Origin of the sequence: Clostridium neonatale (assembly GCF_001458595.1) — a bacterium.
Lineage (GTDB): Bacteria > Bacillota > Clostridia > Clostridiales > Clostridiaceae > Clostridium > Clostridium neonatale.
In genome coordinates this window covers 923,552-944,604 of the sequence record NZ_LN890328.1, presented here as the reverse complement: position 1 = coordinate 944,604, position 21,053 = coordinate 923,552, and the positions used below count along the sequence as shown (strand labels likewise).

Here is a 21,053-nt window from a genome sequence, read left to right as displayed (position 1 = left end):
ATTAACTTTTAGTGTATTTAAAGTACTATACGTAATAAAATTCAATAAAAATAGGCAGCTCATGGCTACCTTTTTCTATTCTTAAGCTCTTATAGATTCTGTTATATCAACAAAAATTCGATTCTCTTCCAATATATTTATTATCTCTATCAAATCTAATTGACTAAAATCATTAAATAAACTTTTAAATGTGCTTTTTCCTATAGTATTTTTTTTACTTAAAAATGGCTTTACCCTTTCTAAAATAATAAACTTGTTCAAAATTCTACACCCTTCCGTTCTCTTTATACCTTAATAAACCAAATAACTTTACCCACTTTATATTATATATCATTTATCATTTGTTATAAATACTTTTGGTATCTTTTTACAAAAAACATTTTATTACAATCATCTTTATTGATTATTTTCTCCTGACAATTGACCATTATATGATACTTAGTTCAAAATTGTTCCACACCATATTAATTTGCTATTTCTTTTTAAATATTCCTATGCGCATATCAACAGTAATATTTAAAGAATCAATTTCTTCTAATTTAGTTTTATTTTCTGGTGTACTCTTCCAATAGTGTGGAGTCATTTTTAAAAGACTTTGTATTTCTTCTTTATTTAATTCCATATTAAAACTAATATTTTCTTCTCTTAAATATTCATCTTTGTTTTCATCAGCTATATATACTTTCTCATTTAAATTAACTTCATTATAAATTATTTTTCTAAGCTCAATTAAGTGATTAGTCCTTGGCAGAACTCTAATAAAAATACCATTTTTCTTTAATACTCTATTAATTTCATCTATATCAATTGGACTGAAAACTGAAAGTACACAGTCTACAGAATCATTTTCCACTGGAATATGATAGTTATTGCCAACAGCAAATATACAATCTTTGTAGAGCTTAGCTGCATATTTTACTGCTTCTTTTGAAACATCCATTCCATAATAATTTCCTTCCACATCTTTTTTATCCATATAACTCTTTAATTGGCTTAAATAATAGGCCTCGCCACATCCAACATCCAAAATATTTATTTTTTCTTTTATGTCTTTTAAGTACTCATATATTACTTCATTTATTTTATTACATATAGTCTTATAGAATCCTCTATTTAAAAAATCAACTCTTGCTAAAACCATTTCTTTAGAATCTCCTGGATTCTTACTTCTTTTCTGATTGCTTATTATAAGATTAACATATCCTTGTTTTGCTATATCGTATGAATGATTATTTTTACATGTATAAACTTTCTTTTCCATGCATTTAGTAAGTTTGTCTTTACAAATTGGACATATTAGTATCATATTATTATTATTCATTAGTTATAACTCTCTTTCTTAAGTTTCTATTTCTGAAATAAAAATGCTAAATCTAATTTTAACATTATTTTAAATCTGTATTATACTTTATTTGGTAATTTTATAATAGTATTTTGTAATTGTATTTTTAAATCATCTTAATCCAAAAATTTCATTTATCCTCGTATATTATTGCTTTCTACTACTCAATTATAGCATCTTCACACACAATATTTATATAATTATTTTAGAGATAATAAAAATCATCAGTAACATTCCTATTACTGATGATTTTTACGGTAAAGGTTTTTTATCTAAATGAAGATTTACAGATTATAGTTCTTCCCCATTTGTAGCAATAACATTTTTATACCAATAGTAACTATCTTTTTTATAACGGTTTAATGAACAGTCTTCATTTTCATCTCTATCTACATAAATGAATCCATATCTCTTTTGATATCCATTTAACCAACTTAACAGATCTGTACATGACCATGTACAATAAGCTAAAACTTCACATCCTTCTGATACAGCTTCTTTTAATGCTTCAATGTGTGCTTTTAGATAGGCAATTCTATAGTCATCATGAATTACATTACCTTCTTCTAATTTATCAAAAGCTCCAAGTCCATTTTCTGAAATAACAATTGGAAGGTAATATCTGCTTGTTATTTCTCTACATGCATATCTTAATCCACTTGGATCAATAGTCCAGTCCCAATCAGTCTTTCTTAAGTATGGATTTTCAGTTTTCTTAAATAATCCTGGTATACCATCTTCAGAAGATGTTCCTTTTTTACCAGTTGTATTCATTTCCCCCATACCAACTCCACCTTCAAGTGGATTATGCTTAATTGCAGCAGTTTGATAGTAGTTAACTCCCATAAAATCTAAGCATTTAGCAGCATCTAAAAGTATTTCTTTATCTCCATCTTCAAATACTGGAGCAATACCTTGTTCTTCTAATTGCTTCATTACAGTAACTGGATATCTTCCATATGCATAAACATCCATCCACCAATAGCTTTGGTATTCATCAAAATTTAATTTAGCAATTGCATTCTCTGAACTGCAGTCAAAGCTATAACTTGGTGAAAATGCGAAGCTTGCACCAATCATTCCATTAAGACCTAATTTCTTATATTCTAATACAGTCTTAGCATGTGCTATGTTTGCATGGTGATTTACTTGATAGAACATTTTTCTATCATTTACTTTGCCTGGTGGGTGATAACCTCTAAGCCATCCATGTTCAGTAAATACGTTTTGTTCATTCATTGTAATCCAGTACTTAACCTTATCTCCAAAACGTTTAAATAAAGTAACTGCATAATTTACATAATCATCAATTATGTTTCTGCTTTCCCAGCCATGATACTGATCTTCTAAAGATTGTGGCATGTCCCAGTGATATATTGTAACCATTGGTTCAATACCATATTTAATACATTCATCAATTAAATTTTCATAGAATTGTAATCCATCTTCATTAACTTCTCCATTACCATTTGGATAAATTCTAGTCCACGCAACAGAAAAACGATAAGTCTTTAATCCCATTTCTGACATAAGAGCAATATCTTCTTTATATCTGTGATAATGGTCTACTGCAACATCTCCAGTAGTTCCTTTGAATGTTTTTCCTGGAATTCTAACAAACTTATCCCAATTCGACATTCCTTTGCCATCTTCTAAGTATGCGCCCTCTACTTGGTATGCTGCTGAAGCACTTCCCCATAAGAAATCTTCAGGGAACTTCTTTTCTTTCATAAAAACCCATCCTTTCAAAACTTTTAAATAATTTATTTATGATGTAATTTTATCATTATAAATATGTATATATCAATATCTATTGCCAATATTGGTCAGTTGCTTCATATATTACATAAACTATTATTTATATTGTGAAACAAATATTCATTTAAACATTCCCTCTTGACCAAAAAGTATCGTATGTCTTATTAAGATTCATTGATTTATCATATTGGCTTACAAATACCATACTGAAAAAAATATCAATTATATATTTTACTGAAGTAGAAAACATTATAGCTCCTAACTCCTCTATTTTGTATGCATATGATGCATGAACATATTCGTCACATATACTTGCTAAAGTACTATCTTTTCTCATAGTAATAACTATTGTTTTCACTTTAGATTTCTTTAATGTTTTTGCTGCTGCTATAAGTTTGGGATTTTCTCCATCTCTACTAATAAAAATGCCAAGATGATTTTGTTTTGCAGTTAAAGCTAACAACTGCTGAGCATTACTTGCAGAATAAACATTTGATATTTTTCCACAATGAAAAAATTGATTACATGCATACTCTGCAAGATATAAATTTAAATCATAAGCAAAAAAATCAATATATTCTGCTTTAAGAATATAATTTGTTATTTTTATTATATTTTCTATAGATAATTCATTTTTAGTTTCATTTATAACCTGATTATTAAGTGATGTTATTTTTTCTACAACTGATATTGCACTATCTTTATCATTAAGGCTTATTTCATCATCTAGATTTAACAGTTGTGCTGATTTAACTTCACTTAAAAACTTTACTTTAAAATCACTATACCCTTTGCACCCTAGTTTTTGGCAAAAACGTACTACTGATGAAGAACTCGTATAAGTATATGTACCAACCTCTCTTGATGGCATATCAACTATTTTTTCATAATTTTCTAGTAAAAATCTACTTATACTTTTTTCTTTTTCATTAAAGCCTTTTTCACTCTTCATCATTTTTAATATATTCATTCATGTGCTCCTTTCTACCAAAAAAAGTATCTTGTGGCTACATAATAAAATATTCCACTTTTAATTAAACATTATTATTTTATCTTCTCTTTTGAATTTTTTAAATCCTTTTTCTTTAAAATTATATTTATTTAGTACTATTTTAGATATCTTTAAAAATTCTTTAAAATCAAAAATAATAAAGTCCATATAAGAATAATAAAATCCTGTTGCTCCACCAATGAGTTTTCCTATTCCATGTTCTTCTATTAAACTTACAATTTCATCTTCTATATTTATTCTGACTGATATCACTTCATTTTGATTTATATTTATATTTTCAAAAAATAAAAAACCATAAACTACTCCATTTTCGTAATTTCTATTATACATTTTATCAGAATAATTATAATATTCATTTATAATTGAAATATCTAAGCATGCTCCAGCTATTACATCTTCTCTCATATCATAATCACTTTCGGTGCTTGGCTGCATATGATAACTATAAAATCTATCAAATGGATTTTCATAGTCCTTCCACTTATTTTGGTTAATTACTTCATCTATATATGATTTTAGCTTATTCATAGATATACTTGTTTTTTCAAATATTTCTACATTTAATTCATAATTTAAATATTGATTTCCAGCATCATCTTCTTTTTCTTCTTCAATTAACATATCAAATTCATCTTTTGGGATATTATTTCGTTCTAATTCTATTTTTTTTAGTATATTATCTTTTGATTTTTCATAAAAATCAATATAACCTATAAAATCCATAGAGTAAATTTCACTTATATACATATCCAATAATATAAAAAATAAATTATACCTTTCAGTTTCATTTAAAGTAGTAAGTTTTTCACAATACACTTTTAAATTAACTCTTTTTTGTTCAAAATCTATCTCTGGAATTATATACACATCTTCATATATAAGATTAATATCATACATATTTATATTGAAATTTTCCCCTTCTTTTATACGCGGCCTCGTATAATAAAAATTCCATTTATCTTTTAATTCTTCATTTGAACGTATATACCATTCATATAATAAAAATAGCTTTTCCCTACTTCCTTCTGGTGTTAGTATAAGTTCGTACTTCTTTTCATCATTTACACCTATTTCAAAATAAATTTCTTCAAAGGCAATATTTAACAAGTCATTTATATAATCATAAGCCTTGTCTATCTCATCAGTATTATCTATTAATTTTCTTATATATGCTTCATCTTGGATAAACTTACTCCAAAATGCTTTAATTCTTTCTTTAAAACATTTTTTCATTTTTGCACCTCACCTAATATTGCATTTTTATAGTTCTATGTTACATAAAATTTATAAAATACAATATTAGTTTACCATAAATTATCACTTTATCCATAAAAATATTCCCTCTTTATACTTAACATATAAAGAGAGAATATTTTTAGAAGCAATAAATAATTGATTTGGAACTAATTAACATTATTTTTACTGTTATTTTTGACTTTTTCTAAATAGTTAGTCTGATTTACTATATTTTCCTCAAAATTTTCTACTGCATTTTTTGTAAAATGTCCTACTCTTGCCATATTAATAAAACTGTTATTAGCATTCTTATTATCCATTATTTCTACCTCCTTCATTTGTTTTTTCATTTTAGTTTTCCACTAATATATGTTTTATATCAGTTTAATTTATTTACAATTATTAATGGTATAGTATATTCTTTCCCTTTGTCATATATCTGTGTAGAATCTATAATTCCTTCTACCTTTATTGGCTGATTTTCACGTAAGCTTTTAATATCAGTATATTGTGCTGCTATTGCAAATACTTCCGCATCTGCTCTGCAGCAATTCATGACTATTTTTCCTAAAATAAATTGATTATTAGATAAGTAATTCTCTTTACACACAAAACCATCTGTTATTATTTTATATCCTAAATACTTTTTAGGATTCATAGATATTTCCTCTAAAATAACAGCATTTTCTTCATTTATTACTATAGTCCTGTCATTTATGAGTTTTATAAATTCATCAACATTATACTTATGCTCATGATTAGTATTTGCTATTTTATCATTTAACAAAATATGTTTAAAATTTCCTGCATTATTTAAAGAAATCATTCCAAGTACTAAAGTTAAAATAAGCGGAAGGCTTTTTATTAATATATTTTCTGAGCTTTTTGTAGTAAATATTCTAGGGAATTGAAAGATCATCATAAGTGAAATCATTATGATAGCAAAAAATACATATATAATCATCTTTTTTCCCACATAAAAATCCACTTTATTCGTTAACATAATATATATCAAAAATATATCTAAAAAACAAAGAGTTAAAAAATATATTAACTCTCCAAAATTGAATCTTCGCAAAATTTAGTTCCTCCCATACTATTTTTTAAAAACCACATATCATAAATAATAAACAGATTAAGAAAACACAGCTTATGGTTACAAGTGACAATTTAAAAACAAAATTTTTTCTAAAGCTTCCATATAATATTATTAAGTTTTTTAAATCAAGCATAGGTCCAAGAATTAAAAAACCAGCTAGTCCACTTAATGAATTTGAATATATTAATGACTTTCCAACAAATGCATCTGCCTCTGAACAAAGTGATAAGCTAAATCCAAGAAACATCATAAATAATATAGTCATTATCTTATTATTTGATATAGATGTAAGATCAGCATGATTTGTTATTATTTGAAATCCACTTGATATTAAAGCTCCAAATATTAAGTATTTAGTAATATCTAAAAACTCTCTGCTTGTATGGTTTATTATTAACTTTATTTTGCTTTCATTTCCATAAGATAAATTATTGCATCCACAATTGCATAAAATATCATTTTCCATATAATTAGATAATATTACTTTATCTTTATCCTGAATTTTATCTATTATTACACCTATTAATATTGCAACACAGAATCCTCCTACAGTACGTAAAAGTACCATTTCATGCATATCATAAAATGCATAATATGTAGATAATATAACTATAGGATTAACTATTGGTACTGCAAGCATAAATGTTACCCCAAGTCCTACTGGAAGCCCTTTCTTTATTAGCCTTCTTCCTATGGGTACTATAGCACATTCACATATAGGAAAAATAAATCCTATAAGAGCCATTTCAAAATATCCTAATATTTCATTTTTAGGTATAATTCTTTTTATATTATCTTCTGAAATATATATTTGAATTATAGCTGATACAAAAGATCCAAGAATTACAAATGGTATTGCATCTATCATTATACTTATAAATATTGTTGAAAAGTCACCTATGTCATTGAATTTAAAATTTATATTGGTTTTACTTATAATATGAAAGATAACTATAAACAAAGCCAATATAAATGTAGAAAAAAAACACTTTCTATTTTTCATATACTTACCTCATTCTTATCTACTCCAATAGTTTTTCATTTTTACTTTTATTTTTTTTATTATTCCTGTATCAAGCACATTAGCTTCTCTTAAATTTTGTTTCATTGTATATTTATTATTTACATTTAAAATATATGAGTTTGAATTCAAGCTTTTTATTTTTTGAATATATTCTTCTATTTGACCTTTGTTAAGCTTATCTGTGTTATTTAACACAACCATGTTTGCATTTTTTATAAAAGGAATTATAAAATTACCTAAATTATCTATATACTCTTTTAAATTAGTAGAATCACCTATAAAATATATAGTTGAAACTTTCATATACTGCCTATATACTTTCTTATTTATAATTCTTAAAATATAATTTATATCGGCTGTTCCATTATATTCTATTAATATTCTGTTGGGCTTGTATCTATCTATTTCATATAATATGCTTTCCCTAAAATCTTTTAGCTCTTTTATATAAATCACTTTGATAGGATAATTTATATCATTATTTCCATTTATATAAGTCTTACCTTTTTCAAATTGGAATACTAATACTTTCTCATCCTCAACTTGCGTTTCACTTATAAGTGAGTTTAAAAAAATTGTTTTTCCAGAACCTAAAAATCCTGTTACAATCTCAACATTTATCTTCATTGCTAAATACAGCCCTCCCTTTGTTAATTAAATAAATTTAAAAGCTCCTTTTTATTTAATTCACTTCCTATAATTGAAATAACTTTTTTGTTTGACCATTTTATTTCTCTTATTTTAAATTCATTTGGAACGTAGTCAAATTGATAATATAATCCTGATTTATCTTTTATTATTCCCTTGGCTCTTATAATGTTCCCATATTTGTTATTATTGGAAATAAACCTAAATTTATGTTCCAGCTCTTTTGTACTTATAAATTTATCTATATGAATTGGATAACTTTCAAATAATTCATCTGCATTATGATTTCTCTTAAATTCTTTTCTAAATGCTTTTATATTGCTTTTATTGCTTAAATTTAATTTTTTCACGTTTTCATTTATTTTTAATTTTTTCATAAAATCTTCTTTTTTTAAATTATTCCAAGAATCTGAAAAAATGATAGCATTTCTATTTAATCTTTGTAGACTTAAATTTACTTCATCAACTGTTCTTTTATCTACAAGCTGCGTCCTGCTTATAACAATTTTATTAGCATTTTCTATCTGATCTAAATAAAACTCCTTAAAATTTTCTAAATATATATTATAATTATTAACATCAATTAAAGTGAATATATTACGTATTTGAATTTTATCTATAAATTTAATCTGCTCTAATATTTTTAAAATTTCACTTAACTTTGCTACTCCAGATGGTTCAATTATTATATTTTCTGGTTCATATTTTCTCATAACCTCAAGTACTGAATCTCCAAAATCACCTGATACCTGACAACATATACACCCTGCATTTATTTCCTTAATCTTTAAATTACTTTCCTTTAATATTGCTCCATCAATAGACACTTCACCAAACTCATTTTCTATTATTACTGTATTTTTTCCATAAGCATTTTCATTTAATAATTTTTTTATAAGCATTGTTTTTCCTGAACCTAAAAATCCAGAAAATATATCTACAATTGCTTTCATATTCTTCTCCCTTGCATTACTATACGTATTTATTTATATTATTGTTTTTAATATTTAAGAACAAATTTACTACATAATAAAAAAGATTTGATAGGTAATTAACCACCAAATCTTTTTTATTATAATTATATATTCTTATTTTTTATTAAATTTCAAATAGTGTTATTCATCGCTGCATACGCAAAAATGAATTTTGAAGTTCTATATACTCTTCTTTGCTAAGAGATTTTAAAAATTTATCATAATGCTCCTCACTACAAAATGTACCTACCTTATTTGTGATAAAATTATCTTTTAATTCTTTTTACAAAATAAGCATTTTTTCATTCGATCATCACCTTTGACTATATTCCATTAAAATGTATTTCTTATTCTAGTATACGTAATTGATGATATTTAATAAATTTTCTTCTATAAATAATACTAATACAATTAAATTTCTATAGCTTTTGATACTATAAGATCTCTTTAAAGCACCCCATATGCTTTAATTACTACTAAGTGTCCATGGTTTTTCTATATTATTCTTAAGCTTATCATGTGTATTTACTAGTTTTCTAAGATTACTTTCAAGATCTTTTGCGCTCAAAACTTTTGAATTGTAGTCATTTTCTGTCATTAATCCATTTTCTACGCTTGCTTTTGCAAATTCTAATTTTTTATTTGTTGAATTTACTGTATCACTTAAATTATCTATTGTATTTTCTAAATCAAGTAATGCAGCATAGGATTCTTTTAATCCATTTTTTAATTTTTTCTTAGAATCCTCGAGCTTAACTTTTCCTTCATCAACCGAATATTTTCCATCGAGATAAGATTCATATCTTTGCAAATGTTTTATGTAACTTTCTATCTTGCTTTGATATTCCATCATCCCTAATGCATATCCCCCATAATTAAAACTTGCAGTAGGTTTTCCATTTTCATCAGTTTCTGTAGAAACATATTTTGCTTTGTCTGGTACACTTGGTGGATCTTCATCAAGGATATCATCTACTCCATCATCTTTAACTTCATTAAATGTATCTTCTGTAAGATTTAATATTTCTTCATTATAATGCAAATATTCATCTAATTTCTCATCTATATAATTATCAATAGAACCATCAATTTTAAATTTATTATAATTAACACTTCTATCAAAAATACAATTTGATGTATTTAAATTTGTTAATACACCAAAATATTCCTTGTTTATGCTTAAAGAATTTTCTTGGGCTGTTATACTATCCTTTAAAGATTTTACTTCTATTTCTTTATCTTCTAAATCATTACTTTTGGCTTTTCCTATTTGTACTTTAGCCTTTAAATAATATAATTCATTATTTTTAATCTCAAAACTTTTCTTCAAATTTTCAATTTCTATCTCTTTTAGGATTATTGCATTATATTTATCTGTAATATCAGCAGTTATCTGATCTTTAAGAAAATTTTTTGTAGCTTCAGATTGATCTTTTTGAATTTCTAATTTATCATAACTAAACTCTAATAATTCATTATCAATGTCATCATCATTGATATCTTCATAAAAGTCATTTGAATATTCTTGAAGCTTTAATTTATCTTTATAATATTTAATTTCTTTTGATTTTAATTTTAATGAATCACTATTGCTAATAGCAGCATCAATTGCTCTGTCTAATGTAATAACTGAAACGCCTATATTATTGCTTGTACCTACATTAAAATCAGATTTTTCAATTGCTGAAACGCTAATACAATTTCCTCCAGCTAAACTTACACTTAATGCTAAAGCTATTAAAAGACTTATATTCTTTTTCATTTATTGCCACCTTCTAAAAAATATTTTTATAAGCTTACTCTAAAGTAAATACTGGTTCTTTTTCATTTATTTCTGACTGAATTTTTGTGTCATTCTCTTCTTTTTCATCTATATTTTTCTTTTTTTTCATAATTATAATCTTAATTGTAAATGATATAATCCCTATAATAAGCCATATAATTCCGAACCTCAAACTGCCATATATTCCAGGAATGGCTGCATCCCAGCCTGCACCCTTTAAATTCAAAAATTTTAACGGTATTGCAACATGTACAAGAGGCAAAAACATCTTTACAAAAGCAACCAGTTTTTTGGGCATCATATATAGGGGATAAGTTACTCCTGATAAAAGTACAAATGCTGAGTTAAACATAAGATATCCTTGTAAAAATAATGCGGTATTGTCTACAATAGCTGAAATAAAAAATGATATACCTATTAAACTAAATAAAAATGTACACATTATTCCAGCGTATATAAATATATCCCCTCTTAATGGCAAAAAAAACATCTTACGACCTATTAATAATACAATAAAACTTGCAGCAACGCATCCAATTGACATTATTATTATTCTAAGTATTATATCTAAAATTATATATACAACCTCCCTAGACTTAATATTAACTGATGTAAGTTCCTTTTTCTTTTCATTTAATAAAGGAATTATGAATTTTGTTATGAATGTCATTTGAAGTACCAATGGTATTAATGTATACATTATATTTCTTATATAACTTCCAGTCGGATCATACAATAAACGTTCTACATAAGAAAAAGTTCCCATAGTTGATGTTATATCAGTTGCATACATGTTATATCCCTGCATCATTTTCATTTGAACACCTGCATTTAATGTCCCAATAACCGTACCTGCATATGATAATGCATTTCCTCCAATCATCATGTTTGTATCATCTATTAAAAATAATACACTAGGTGATTTTCTTAAACTTACATCATTACCAAAATCTTTTGGTATTATCATTCCTGCAGTTATCTTTTTTTCCTGTATGGCCTTCTGCAAATCTTCCTGCGAATCTGTATAATAAATTACATTTAATCCTGGATGATTTTCAACCTGTGAAACAATATTTCTTGATAATGCTGAATCATCATTATTGCATATTCCATAAGGTATATCATTTATATAAACTAATTTATATGCATATGATATTAATATAAGTGGTACCAAAAGTGTTATTAATACAGAAATTACACGTGCAAATTCTTCTTTTAATATTTTTGATATATTCACTACACTTCCACCTCACTTTTTACAACTGCTTTTTTCTTTAAAGAAATTCTTTCCATAAAAAACTTTAATGAAGTAATGAATATCATAACTAGTATAAATTTAATTAGCCATATAATGTGACTTGAGATACCATAAGCTTGATTTCCTAAAAGTGATATTTCTCTAAGAGGTATTATATAGTGACTGTTGGGAAGCCATTTTTCTATCTTACTAAATATTTCTGGCATAGCCATAACAGGAAAAGTATATCCAGCTAAAAGCATTGTAAGTGATATTAAACTGCAAGATGAAATAGGTCCTTCTTTATCATCTCTCTTAACTGACATTCCAAAAAATATTCCTATAAATGCATTTCCAATATTACATAGCAGAGATAATACTAATCCTGTTATTATAGAACCTTTATATGGCATATGAAACTGTTTAACTGATATTGCTACGCATATAAAAGAGCATATTGTTCCTATTATACCGACTAGAATTCCTTTCATAATAAGCTTAAGAATACTTTTATTTTCACATATAAATGCTCCAACAGCTGCGATTCCAACTTGTACTCCTGTTAATACTAACCCTTGAAGCATAAAGATTGCCATATTATTAGCTGGATTACCTAGTAATCTATAACTATAGCCCAGAGGTGCAACAAATGATTTTGCCATTTGCGGTGTCATTTTTAACTTTCCTTCTGCAATTTTCATAAGATAACCGCTTTTTATTGTATTTAATACTTCTGCGATTTTTCCTTTACTAGTACTTGCAACAGAACTTAAAGCACCATCATAAAAGGTCATTATCTTTGCTTCATGTCCATTAAGAATGTTTTCTGAAAAGTCCTCTGGAATTAATATTCCTACCATTGCTTCACCCTTATCTATAAGTTCTTTTATATCATTATTATTTTCACTATATTTGATAACATTAAACGTATCATTTTGAGAGATCATATCAACTAAATTTTGTGTTGTTTCTGAAGTATCATGATTTACCACTACAGTTGGTACATTAGCAATTGGAAGTTTTGAAAATTCACTTCCTAAACATACTTCTAAACCTATTGAAACTACAAAAAGTATTATAATTGGAATAATCATATGCTTATGTTTAATGATTTTTTCATAACAATATTGAAATGCATGTCCAAAATATTTGAATATTTTGCTTTTATAGACTGGTGATTTTTTAACTTTAATTATAATATTATTTTTATAATTACAAATCTTTTCAAAAAAACATTTAACTTTTGCCTTCATAATACTAATCACATCACTTTCCAAAGTCCACAAATGCAGTCATTCCAGCATGAAGATCAATATCAAGTTTTTCTAAATCTTTGAATTCAACTTTTACCCCATATGATAATATATCAAAATCTCCATTATCATTTGTGGCTTTCTTCATGGCAAAGTCAGCATTTTTATTGATCTGAACAACTTTTCCTTTAAATGCTTTATCTCCATATCCAGAAAGTTTTATACTAACCTCTTGATTCAACTTAACTTTTGAAAGCTCTGTTTCTTTAACATTACATGTAATTGATGGATTAGCTGTTTCTGTAACAACAACTACAGGCATACCAGAAGAAACCAAATCACCATTTTTAACATTAACCTTTGTTACTACGCCATCTACCGGAGCTGTTAATGTTGTATAACCTAGGCTGACTTCAACTTGTGCAAGTGATGCTTCTGCCTGCTTAAGCTGACCTTTGGCTGCTGAAATTCCTGCATCTGCTTGATCTACTTGTGCCTGAACGGCTGCAATTGTTTCGGCTGTTGCTCCTTCTTTTGCAAGATCATACTGATCTATAGCAGAATCAAGCTTAGCTTTAACACCTTCAAGCTCTGCTTCTGTACTAGCCCCAATATCATATAAAGCCTTTACTCTATCATAATCAGATTGTGCTAGTTTGTATGCATTTTCTAGCTGATCAAGCTGCTGCTCCCTTGTCCCATTTTTAGTGTCTTGAAGTTTTGCCTCTGCTGCTCGTTTACCAGCCTCAGCACTTGCTATTTGTGCTTTAATAGTTTCAATTGATGCTTCAACTGCTTGCTTTTGGGCAAGTATTGCATCACTATCTATTATAGCCAGTACTTGTCCTTTCTTTACAATATCACCTTCTGAGACATCTACTTCTTTAATCTTTCCAGCTGCCAAGGAATTTATATTACTTTCATCCATTGACACATTAGATTGTACTACTAAATTTGTTTGCCCCTCTACTATTTGATCACCTGTAATATTTGCTAGTGGTAAACTACATCCTGTGACTAAATTTACTAAAATTATTAGTGTTAATATTAATTTGATTTTTTTTATTTTCATACAAGTAATCCCTCCAAAGATTTATTCTTCATAATCTTTAATTAAGTTATTTTTAATTTTTAATAATAATTTATAAAAAGTTAATCTTTCTTCTTCTGTTAAAAAACTTAAACTTTTCTTTTTGAACTCCTCATTAAGTTTTAAAGCTTCCTCCATTATTTCTTTTCCGTATGAGGTTATTATTATTCTAATTCTCCTCCTATCTTCTTTATTTGAAACTCTTTCTACCATAGATAATTTAACCATTCTATCAATTAATGTACTTGCACTTGGCTTAGTTATATCTAATTTTTCACTAATTTCAGATAAACTATATCCTGTTTCACCTACAACATATAAGAAACCCAATGCTGTAAATTGTATTCTTGTTAATTTAAATCTCTTATAGAATTTATCATTAATTTTATTTGTAAGTTTTGATACTTTTGCCATTTCTGATATTATTTCCAGTGAATCTATTGTAGTTTTCTCATTCATTTTTCTATTCTCCAATCCACAAATATTAGTTAGGATACAAATAGTTAGTATGCTAACTATTTCATAAATAATAATTATATATATTTTTTTAACTTTGTCAATATTTCATATCTTAAGATAAGTTTCTTATTTTTAACACATTGTTATATTTTTTTATTTTTATTATTAATAATAATTTTGGAAACGTTATTATTAATTTATAATTAAATTTAAACATTTTCAAACCTTAAAATATTTTTTATCTAAACTTTTTATATACATATAAAAAAGTTTAGATAAAAATAATTAAAAAAGTGCAAATAAATAATTTTTTACAATTATTTATTTGCACTTCTATACTAAAACCTCTATATTTCATTTAAATTATACGGAATATATCTTAACTATTTCCAAAATAATATTAGTACATATATCCATTGCTTCTGCTGTTATATGCTCATATTCACCATGAAAAGCATGCCCACCGGTTCCAAGATTAGGACATGGTAAACCCATATAGCTTAATGTTGCTCCATCTGTTCCTCCTCTTATTGGTTCAACTATAGGTTCAACTCCAAGAGTCTCCATGGCCTTTTTAGCATTTTCAATTAAATGAAAACATGGTTTAATATGCTCAACCATATTCTTATATTGATCTTTGATTGTTACCTTAACTGTATTTTCACCATACTTTTCATTTAAAAGTTTTTCTACTAATAATAAAGTGTCTTTTTTAGCTTGAAGCTTATTCATATCGTGATCTCTTAATATATAATTCATGCTTGCTTTTTCAGTGCTGCCATTGAATTTTTCCAAATAATAGAATCCCTCATAGTTTTCTGTATACTCAGGTCTTTCACCAGAAGGAAGCATCGAGTTAAATTCTATAGCCACATTTGAAGCATTTATCATAGTGTTTTTAGCAGATCCTGGATGAACGCTAACACCTTTTATTTCTACTTGTGCAGAAGAAGCATTAAAGTTTTCATATGAAAGCTCACCTTCTACTCCACCATCAATTGTATATGCAAAATCTGCTCCAAAGTTTTTAACATCAAATAGATCTGCACCTCTGCCAACTTCTTCATCTGGTGTAAAACCAATACATATCTTTCCATGAGGAATATTTTCCTTAATTATTCTTTCACAAGCTGTTAATATTTCTGAAATTCCAGCTTTGTCATCTGCGCCAAGAAGTGTAGTTCCATCTGTAGTTATTAGTGTTCTGCCTTTTAAATTTTTAAGGTGTGGGAATTTTTCAGGACTCAAAAATTTATTTGCTCCTTTTAATAAAACATCTCCCCCATCATAATTTTCTATTACTTGTGGTTTAACATTTTCACCTGGCGCTGCTGGTGCTGTATCCATATGTGATATAAACCCAATACTTTTTTTATCTTCATATCCCTTAGTTGGCTCTATATATCCATAAACATAACCATTATCATCTACCCTACAATCTTTAAGGCCTAATTCAATCATTTCTTCAACAAGAATATGTGCTAAATCAAATTGTCTTTTAGTACTTGGATAAGTTGTTGAGCTTTCATCTGATGTAGTATATACCTTCACATATTTTAATAAACGTTCGTAAGCTTTCATTTAAATTCCTCCTTCAATTTTTAGATATTTTTCTAAAAATTCATTTTGTCTCTTTCTTATTGTAAAAACTTTATCTATAAATAAATTACACACAATGAGTGTTATAGATGAAATCTTGAAAAATTTTACTAAGCTAAATAATAAAATTAATTGGACAACTAATGTATTTACTCTAGAATGACTTAAAGAATATACTGTTTTATTGATCAATGATATACTATCTTGTATTAGGAAAAATAACATAACATATACTGTAGATTTTATAAAGATTCTACAGTATGCAATAGGTTTTATGAATCTTATGTTTAAAAAACTAATACCAGTCAATATGCCTATAATGCCAATAAATATACTTTTCCTTGAACACGATATTAATGAACCATACCTTTTAAAATTTCTTATCATTATATACTTTTTATTTGATACTTCATCTAAAAATCTAAATTTTTTTCCAAGAAATAAAGTAAAAATATACGTAAGCATCATAGTTCCAATTGGAAGAGATATTATCGACAAATAAAATATTGCATTCTTTACTTCTTCACCTAATATTGCAACATATGAAAGCTCACTTTCTATTCCTTTTATAATGCTCTGGCCTGTTATCTTGGAAAAATTAAAATCTATAAATATCATTACTATGAATGATAATATTGACCCATAAAAAAGATCATCCAATATACTCTCTTTTTTAGAAACCAAAAAGGCACATATGATACCAAAAATCATGCTTTGGCTCATAAATATAGCAGATGCCAGATCTCCAATTGCAAATACAATTAGCATTAATGATGTTATGCTTGATAAAATTGTATATCTAAAACCACATCTTAGGTATATTACAGCAATCAATACAGGGACAATAAAATCTATGTACCCTAAATACCCCATACCCGTGCCAATAAATATAACACTCAAAACTACAAATGCAGCTGACAGCATAGCCGCTTCTGTCATCTTTTTAATCTCCAAGTATATTCACCTATTCTTTCGTTAGATTATGAATAAAAATTTCTATAAATTCCTTTTATATTATTATAATACTTTATCTACAAAATATAACTATTAAAATTTATTTTTGACGAAATTTTTGATAAATTTAATTTTAATGCTGAGAAAATTCTATTTAGTTAAATATAAGTATATTAATTTTATAGTGTTTTCAAGTGCACTTATATGAGTTCTTTCCATACCATGTGATGCTGAAACTCCAGGCCCTATAAGCGCTCCACGAATATTATTTCCGCCTTTAAGTGCAGCACCAACATCTGAACCATACATTGGATAAATATCTACAGCATATTTTAATTCATTATTTTTAGCTAAATTAACAAGGTCAGTTACCATATTATAATCATATGGACCTCCTGAGTCTTTTGCACAAATAGATACATCGTATTCTGTGCAACTCAAATCATCACCTATACACCCCATATCAACTGCAATCATTTCTGTAATATCTTCAGGTATATATGATGCTCCATGCCCAACTTCTTCATATGTTGATATTATGATCTTTGTTGTATATTTAGGCTTTATATTTTTCCTATTTAATAATTCTAAAAGTGCCATAAGACACGACACACTGCCCTTATCATCAATAAATCTTGATTTTATAAATCCACTTTTTGTAATTGTTGTTTTAGGATCAATAAATATAAAGTCTCCTGGACATATTCCTAATTTCATAGCATCTTCTTTTGATCTTACTACTTCGTCAATTCTTACTTCCATATTTTTTAAATCTCTTGTTTTAGTAGTACTATCTTCAAAAACATGCACTGCAGGGCTTGTGCTTAAAAAAGTTCCTGTATATAGCTTTCCTTCCCTTGTTCTTATAATGCAATATTCACTGTCTAAAGTTGGAATTATAGGTCCTCCTATATTAGTGAATTTTAAAGTTCCATTACTTGTTATTGATCTTACCATTGCACCTAATGTATCCACATGTGCTGCAAGACCAATGACCTTTTCATTTGATAATCCTTCTATTGTAATTATGCCATTTCCTTTATTAGTTGTCTCAAACTTATATCCAAATCCTTCTGATATATTTTTAATTTTTTCTATAATATCAAAACAAAATCCTGTTGGACTATTAAATTTTAATATTTCTTCTGCTATTTTTAATAAATAGTCTTTATCAATGTCTAGTTTCATAGCTTGCCTCCGTCTAATTAATCTATTCTATAATTATATTATTTTTAATATTATTTTAAATAATTATACTATGTTATATTTGTAAAAGGAATATCTTAAAATGTTAATACTAAAAACAAAATAAATAAAAGTTAATAATTACAAAAAGAGCCACATCAAAATTATATAATTATTTCGACTAAGCCCCTTAAATAGTATAAAAATGTTAATTAGGATAATAATAAAAATGTGTAGATCTATCTGAAATTGATGTATCTTCATAAATTTTTCTTCTATGAAGTATTTGATCTCCATAATTATATTTCTGGTTATCTACTATATATGCATATCCATCAGTATCCCACCCCATAAATATAAATACATGTGAATAATTATTAGTAAATACTATATCCCCTGGTTTTAAATATGATAAATCACTACATGATACAAATCCATAATTTTTTAGTGTATTTTCAAACTGATAAGTATTGCACATACTGTTTGGAATACTTAATCCTATTCTTCTAAGTGCTTCTGATGCAAAATAAACACAATTATTATCTGTTCTTCCATCATGAAGCTCAACTGCTCTTTTATCTACACTTTGTTGATTATTTATGTTTGTCATATATTTAAATAATCTAAAATTAACATTTGAATGAGAATATGTAGATGTTATAGTTGCATACTGTCCATTAGGTTGAATATATAAGCTATCGCTCATCCACATATTTTTGGTTATTTTTCCATTAATATCAAGCCTATATTTTTTGCCACCTACAACTATATCAGAATTAACAACCATCTCTCCAGTTTCAGGTCTAAAATAATATTCTTCATTATTACTTAAAGTTACAAATCCATACTGCATTTCTCCATTTTCATTGAAATAGTATCTCTTTCCATCATATACATATAGGCCTTTAACCATAGCACCATTATCATCTACACAATATTTTTTATTGTTAAGAGAGAGCATTGTACTTTTTTGCATTTCTCCATTTTCATTAAAATAAAACCATTGTCCATTTACAGCTTTCCAAGCATTTTGGGCAATTCCTGTCTTATCATAATAATATGTTTTTCCATCTTTCTCCTCTAATCCTTCTCTAACAGTTCCATCTTCTTTAAAGTAAAAAGTTTGTCCTTCTATGTCTTGTTCTCCTGTTAAAGGATCACCATTTCTATCTAAATAGCACCATTTTCCTTTTAAAAAATGCCATCCTTTATTAAGATCAAACTTATTATCACTTACATCACAATATGTATAAGTTCCTTTTATAATCTTATTCTCAACTTCTTCAGGAATCTTTGTGAGTTTGTTCCACCCTAGATCTAGATATGAAAGTTTCTTTAATTCACCCAATTCTTCTGGAATTTCTCCATATAGTTTAGTGTTGTTTAAATTTAAATATTCAAGATTTGTTAACAATGTTATTTCTTCTGGAAACTTATCATCTATTTTCGTATTATTCAAGTCTATTTTCTTAATTAGTTTAAAATCATTTTCAGTAAGAGTCTTTCCTGATTTTCCCAATTGCTTGGCTACTTCTTCTGTAAGCCAATTTTCATCTGACTTAATTTTATATACTGATTCTGTAACAGCAATATTATCTTTTTCACTTGCATGTGTTATTGCTGGTACACCACTAATTCCAACAGCTAACGCTAATAAAACAATTATTTTTACTTTATTATTTTTCATTTTGTCAATCCCCCCATAAGCATTTTACTTATAAAGTATATCATTTTATAGAAAATTCTACAAACAAAAGAAAAAATTAAAGTTTATTCTAGATATTTTTAAAAATTTTATAGCTGATGACATTAAAATATAAATAAAGGGTATAGAATCAAAGTTTAGTGAATAACAACCGAAAATCAATATATGATATGCTCGATTGCGTAAATATTTCAGCCTAAAATAGAGTTTGCAATCAATTGTACTAGTTTAGGTGATTACTTAGAAAAGCCTCCTATCCCCAATAAATAAGAAAAGATCCGAATTGCAGCATAGCTGCTCTTCTTATAAGTGCACATTCTTAAGAATATATATTCCTATATTTATAAATTGATACATTTTAAAAAATAATAAAATATTAACTTTCTAAATCTTTAACATATATAAATAACTCTTCCTTAATTTAAAAATATATTTATAAAAATAATATTGACACTATAAATTTAGATGAAGCAAAGAAATAAAGCTCTCACGTTCGGCGGTGCCTTGCATTCAAAAATGAGGCTTTAGAATTTTTACATTAATGATTGTCCCAAAATTGTTTGTCCAATTTTACATTGGAGCAAACGATTTTGGGCACAATCATTGATGTTTAAACCTGCTAATAAAAATCAAGTCTTTTCTAATGGTTTTTTTCATATATTTTTTTGCATGACAAATAAACCCAAAAAAATTCT

General features: G+C 26.7%; 19 protein-coding genes. All 19 read right to left on the bottom strand.

Annotated features, from left to right (window positions below; translation table 11 throughout):
- Nucleotides 1-81: 81 nt before the first annotated feature.
- Complete coding sequence (locus BN2920_RS11485) at nt 82-261, bottom strand: hypothetical protein (protein WP_058295146.1); 180 nt, start codon at nt 259-261, stop codon at nt 82-84.
- A 211-nt stretch (nt 262-472) separates the two neighbouring features.
- Nucleotides 473-1,321, bottom strand: coding sequence for a putative RNA methyltransferase (locus tag BN2920_RS11480; RefSeq protein ID WP_058295145.1), 849 nt, complete (start codon nt 1,319-1,321; stop codon nt 473-475).
- Between the two features lie 312 nt (nt 1,322-1,633).
- Nucleotides 1,634-3,073, bottom strand: a complete 1,440-nt coding sequence (locus tag BN2920_RS11475; protein WP_058295144.1) for a glycoside hydrolase family 1 protein — start codon at nt 3,071-3,073, stop codon at nt 1,634-1,636.
- A 151-nt stretch (nt 3,074-3,224) separates the two neighbouring features.
- Nucleotides 3,225-4,070, bottom strand: a complete 846-nt coding sequence (locus BN2920_RS11470; protein ID WP_058295143.1) for a MurR/RpiR family transcriptional regulator — start codon at nt 4,068-4,070, stop codon at nt 3,225-3,227.
- A 60-nt stretch (nt 4,071-4,130) separates the two neighbouring features.
- Nucleotides 4,131-5,345, bottom strand: a complete 1,215-nt coding sequence (locus BN2920_RS11465) for a hypothetical protein (protein ID WP_058295142.1) — start codon at nt 5,343-5,345, stop codon at nt 4,131-4,133.
- 170 nt (nt 5,346-5,515) lie between these two features.
- A complete protein-coding gene (locus BN2920_RS21760) occupies nt 5,516-5,668 on the bottom strand; it encodes a hypothetical protein (protein WP_172437803.1) in 153 nt (50 codons plus the stop codon).
- 59 nt (nt 5,669-5,727) lie between these two features.
- Nucleotides 5,728-6,324, bottom strand: a complete 597-nt coding sequence (locus BN2920_RS11460) for a TIGR03943 family putative permease subunit (RefSeq protein ID WP_125148161.1) — start codon at nt 6,322-6,324, stop codon at nt 5,728-5,730.
- Between the two features lie 127 nt (nt 6,325-6,451).
- Nucleotides 6,452-7,450 carry a permease gene (locus BN2920_RS11455; protein WP_058295140.1) on the bottom strand — a complete coding sequence of 333 codons (999 nt, stop codon included), beginning with the start codon at nt 7,448-7,450 and terminating at the stop codon, nt 6,452-6,454.
- A 15-nt stretch (nt 7,451-7,465) separates the two neighbouring features.
- Nucleotides 7,466-8,098, bottom strand: coding sequence for a GTP-binding protein (locus BN2920_RS11450; protein WP_058295139.1), 633 nt, complete (start codon nt 8,096-8,098; stop codon nt 7,466-7,468).
- A gap of 23 nt (nt 8,099-8,121) precedes the next feature.
- Complete coding sequence (locus tag BN2920_RS11445; RefSeq protein ID WP_058295138.1) at nt 8,122-9,072, bottom strand: CobW family GTP-binding protein; 951 nt, start codon at nt 9,070-9,072, stop codon at nt 8,122-8,124.
- Nucleotides 9,073-9,559: 487 nt separating this feature from the next.
- Nucleotides 9,560-10,855 carry a TolC family protein gene (locus tag BN2920_RS11440; RefSeq protein ID WP_058295137.1) on the bottom strand — a complete coding sequence of 432 codons (1,296 nt, stop codon included), beginning with the start codon at nt 10,853-10,855 and terminating at the stop codon, nt 9,560-9,562.
- 34 nt (nt 10,856-10,889) lie between these two features.
- Entirely contained in the window at nt 10,890-12,113 is a 1,224-nt protein-coding gene (locus BN2920_RS11435; RefSeq protein WP_058295136.1) for an ABC transporter permease, read from the bottom strand.
- Entirely contained in the window at nt 12,113-13,366 is a 1,254-nt protein-coding gene (locus BN2920_RS11430; protein WP_058295135.1) for an ABC transporter permease, read from the bottom strand. The genes BN2920_RS11435 and BN2920_RS11430 overlap by 1 nt, the downstream gene beginning before the upstream one ends.
- A gap of 13 nt (nt 13,367-13,379) precedes the next feature.
- Nucleotides 13,380-14,438 (bottom strand): HlyD family secretion protein, encoded by a 1,059-nt coding sequence (locus tag BN2920_RS11425; RefSeq protein ID WP_058295134.1) that lies wholly within the window; start codon nt 14,436-14,438, stop codon nt 13,380-13,382.
- A 21-nt stretch (nt 14,439-14,459) separates the two neighbouring features.
- Nucleotides 14,460-14,915, bottom strand: coding sequence for a MarR family winged helix-turn-helix transcriptional regulator (locus tag BN2920_RS11420; protein WP_058295133.1), 456 nt, complete (start codon nt 14,913-14,915; stop codon nt 14,460-14,462).
- Nucleotides 14,916-15,278: 363 nt separating this feature from the next.
- Complete coding sequence (gene pepT / locus BN2920_RS11415; RefSeq protein WP_058295132.1) at nt 15,279-16,496, bottom strand: peptidase T; 1,218 nt, start codon at nt 16,494-16,496, stop codon at nt 15,279-15,281.
- Nucleotides 16,497-17,468, bottom strand: a complete 972-nt coding sequence (locus BN2920_RS11410) for a YybS family protein (protein WP_141443103.1) — start codon at nt 17,466-17,468, stop codon at nt 16,497-16,499. It abuts the gene before it with no gap.
- Nucleotides 17,469-17,618: 150 nt separating this feature from the next.
- Complete coding sequence (locus BN2920_RS11405; protein WP_058295130.1) at nt 17,619-18,656, bottom strand: M42 family metallopeptidase; 1,038 nt, start codon at nt 18,654-18,656, stop codon at nt 17,619-17,621.
- A gap of 205 nt (nt 18,657-18,861) precedes the next feature.
- On the bottom strand, nt 18,862-20,340 hold the full coding sequence (locus BN2920_RS11400) for a cell wall-binding protein (protein ID WP_058295129.1): 1,479 nt from the start codon (nt 20,338-20,340) through the stop codon (nt 18,862-18,864).
- Nucleotides 20,341-21,053: the final 713 nt, after the last annotated feature.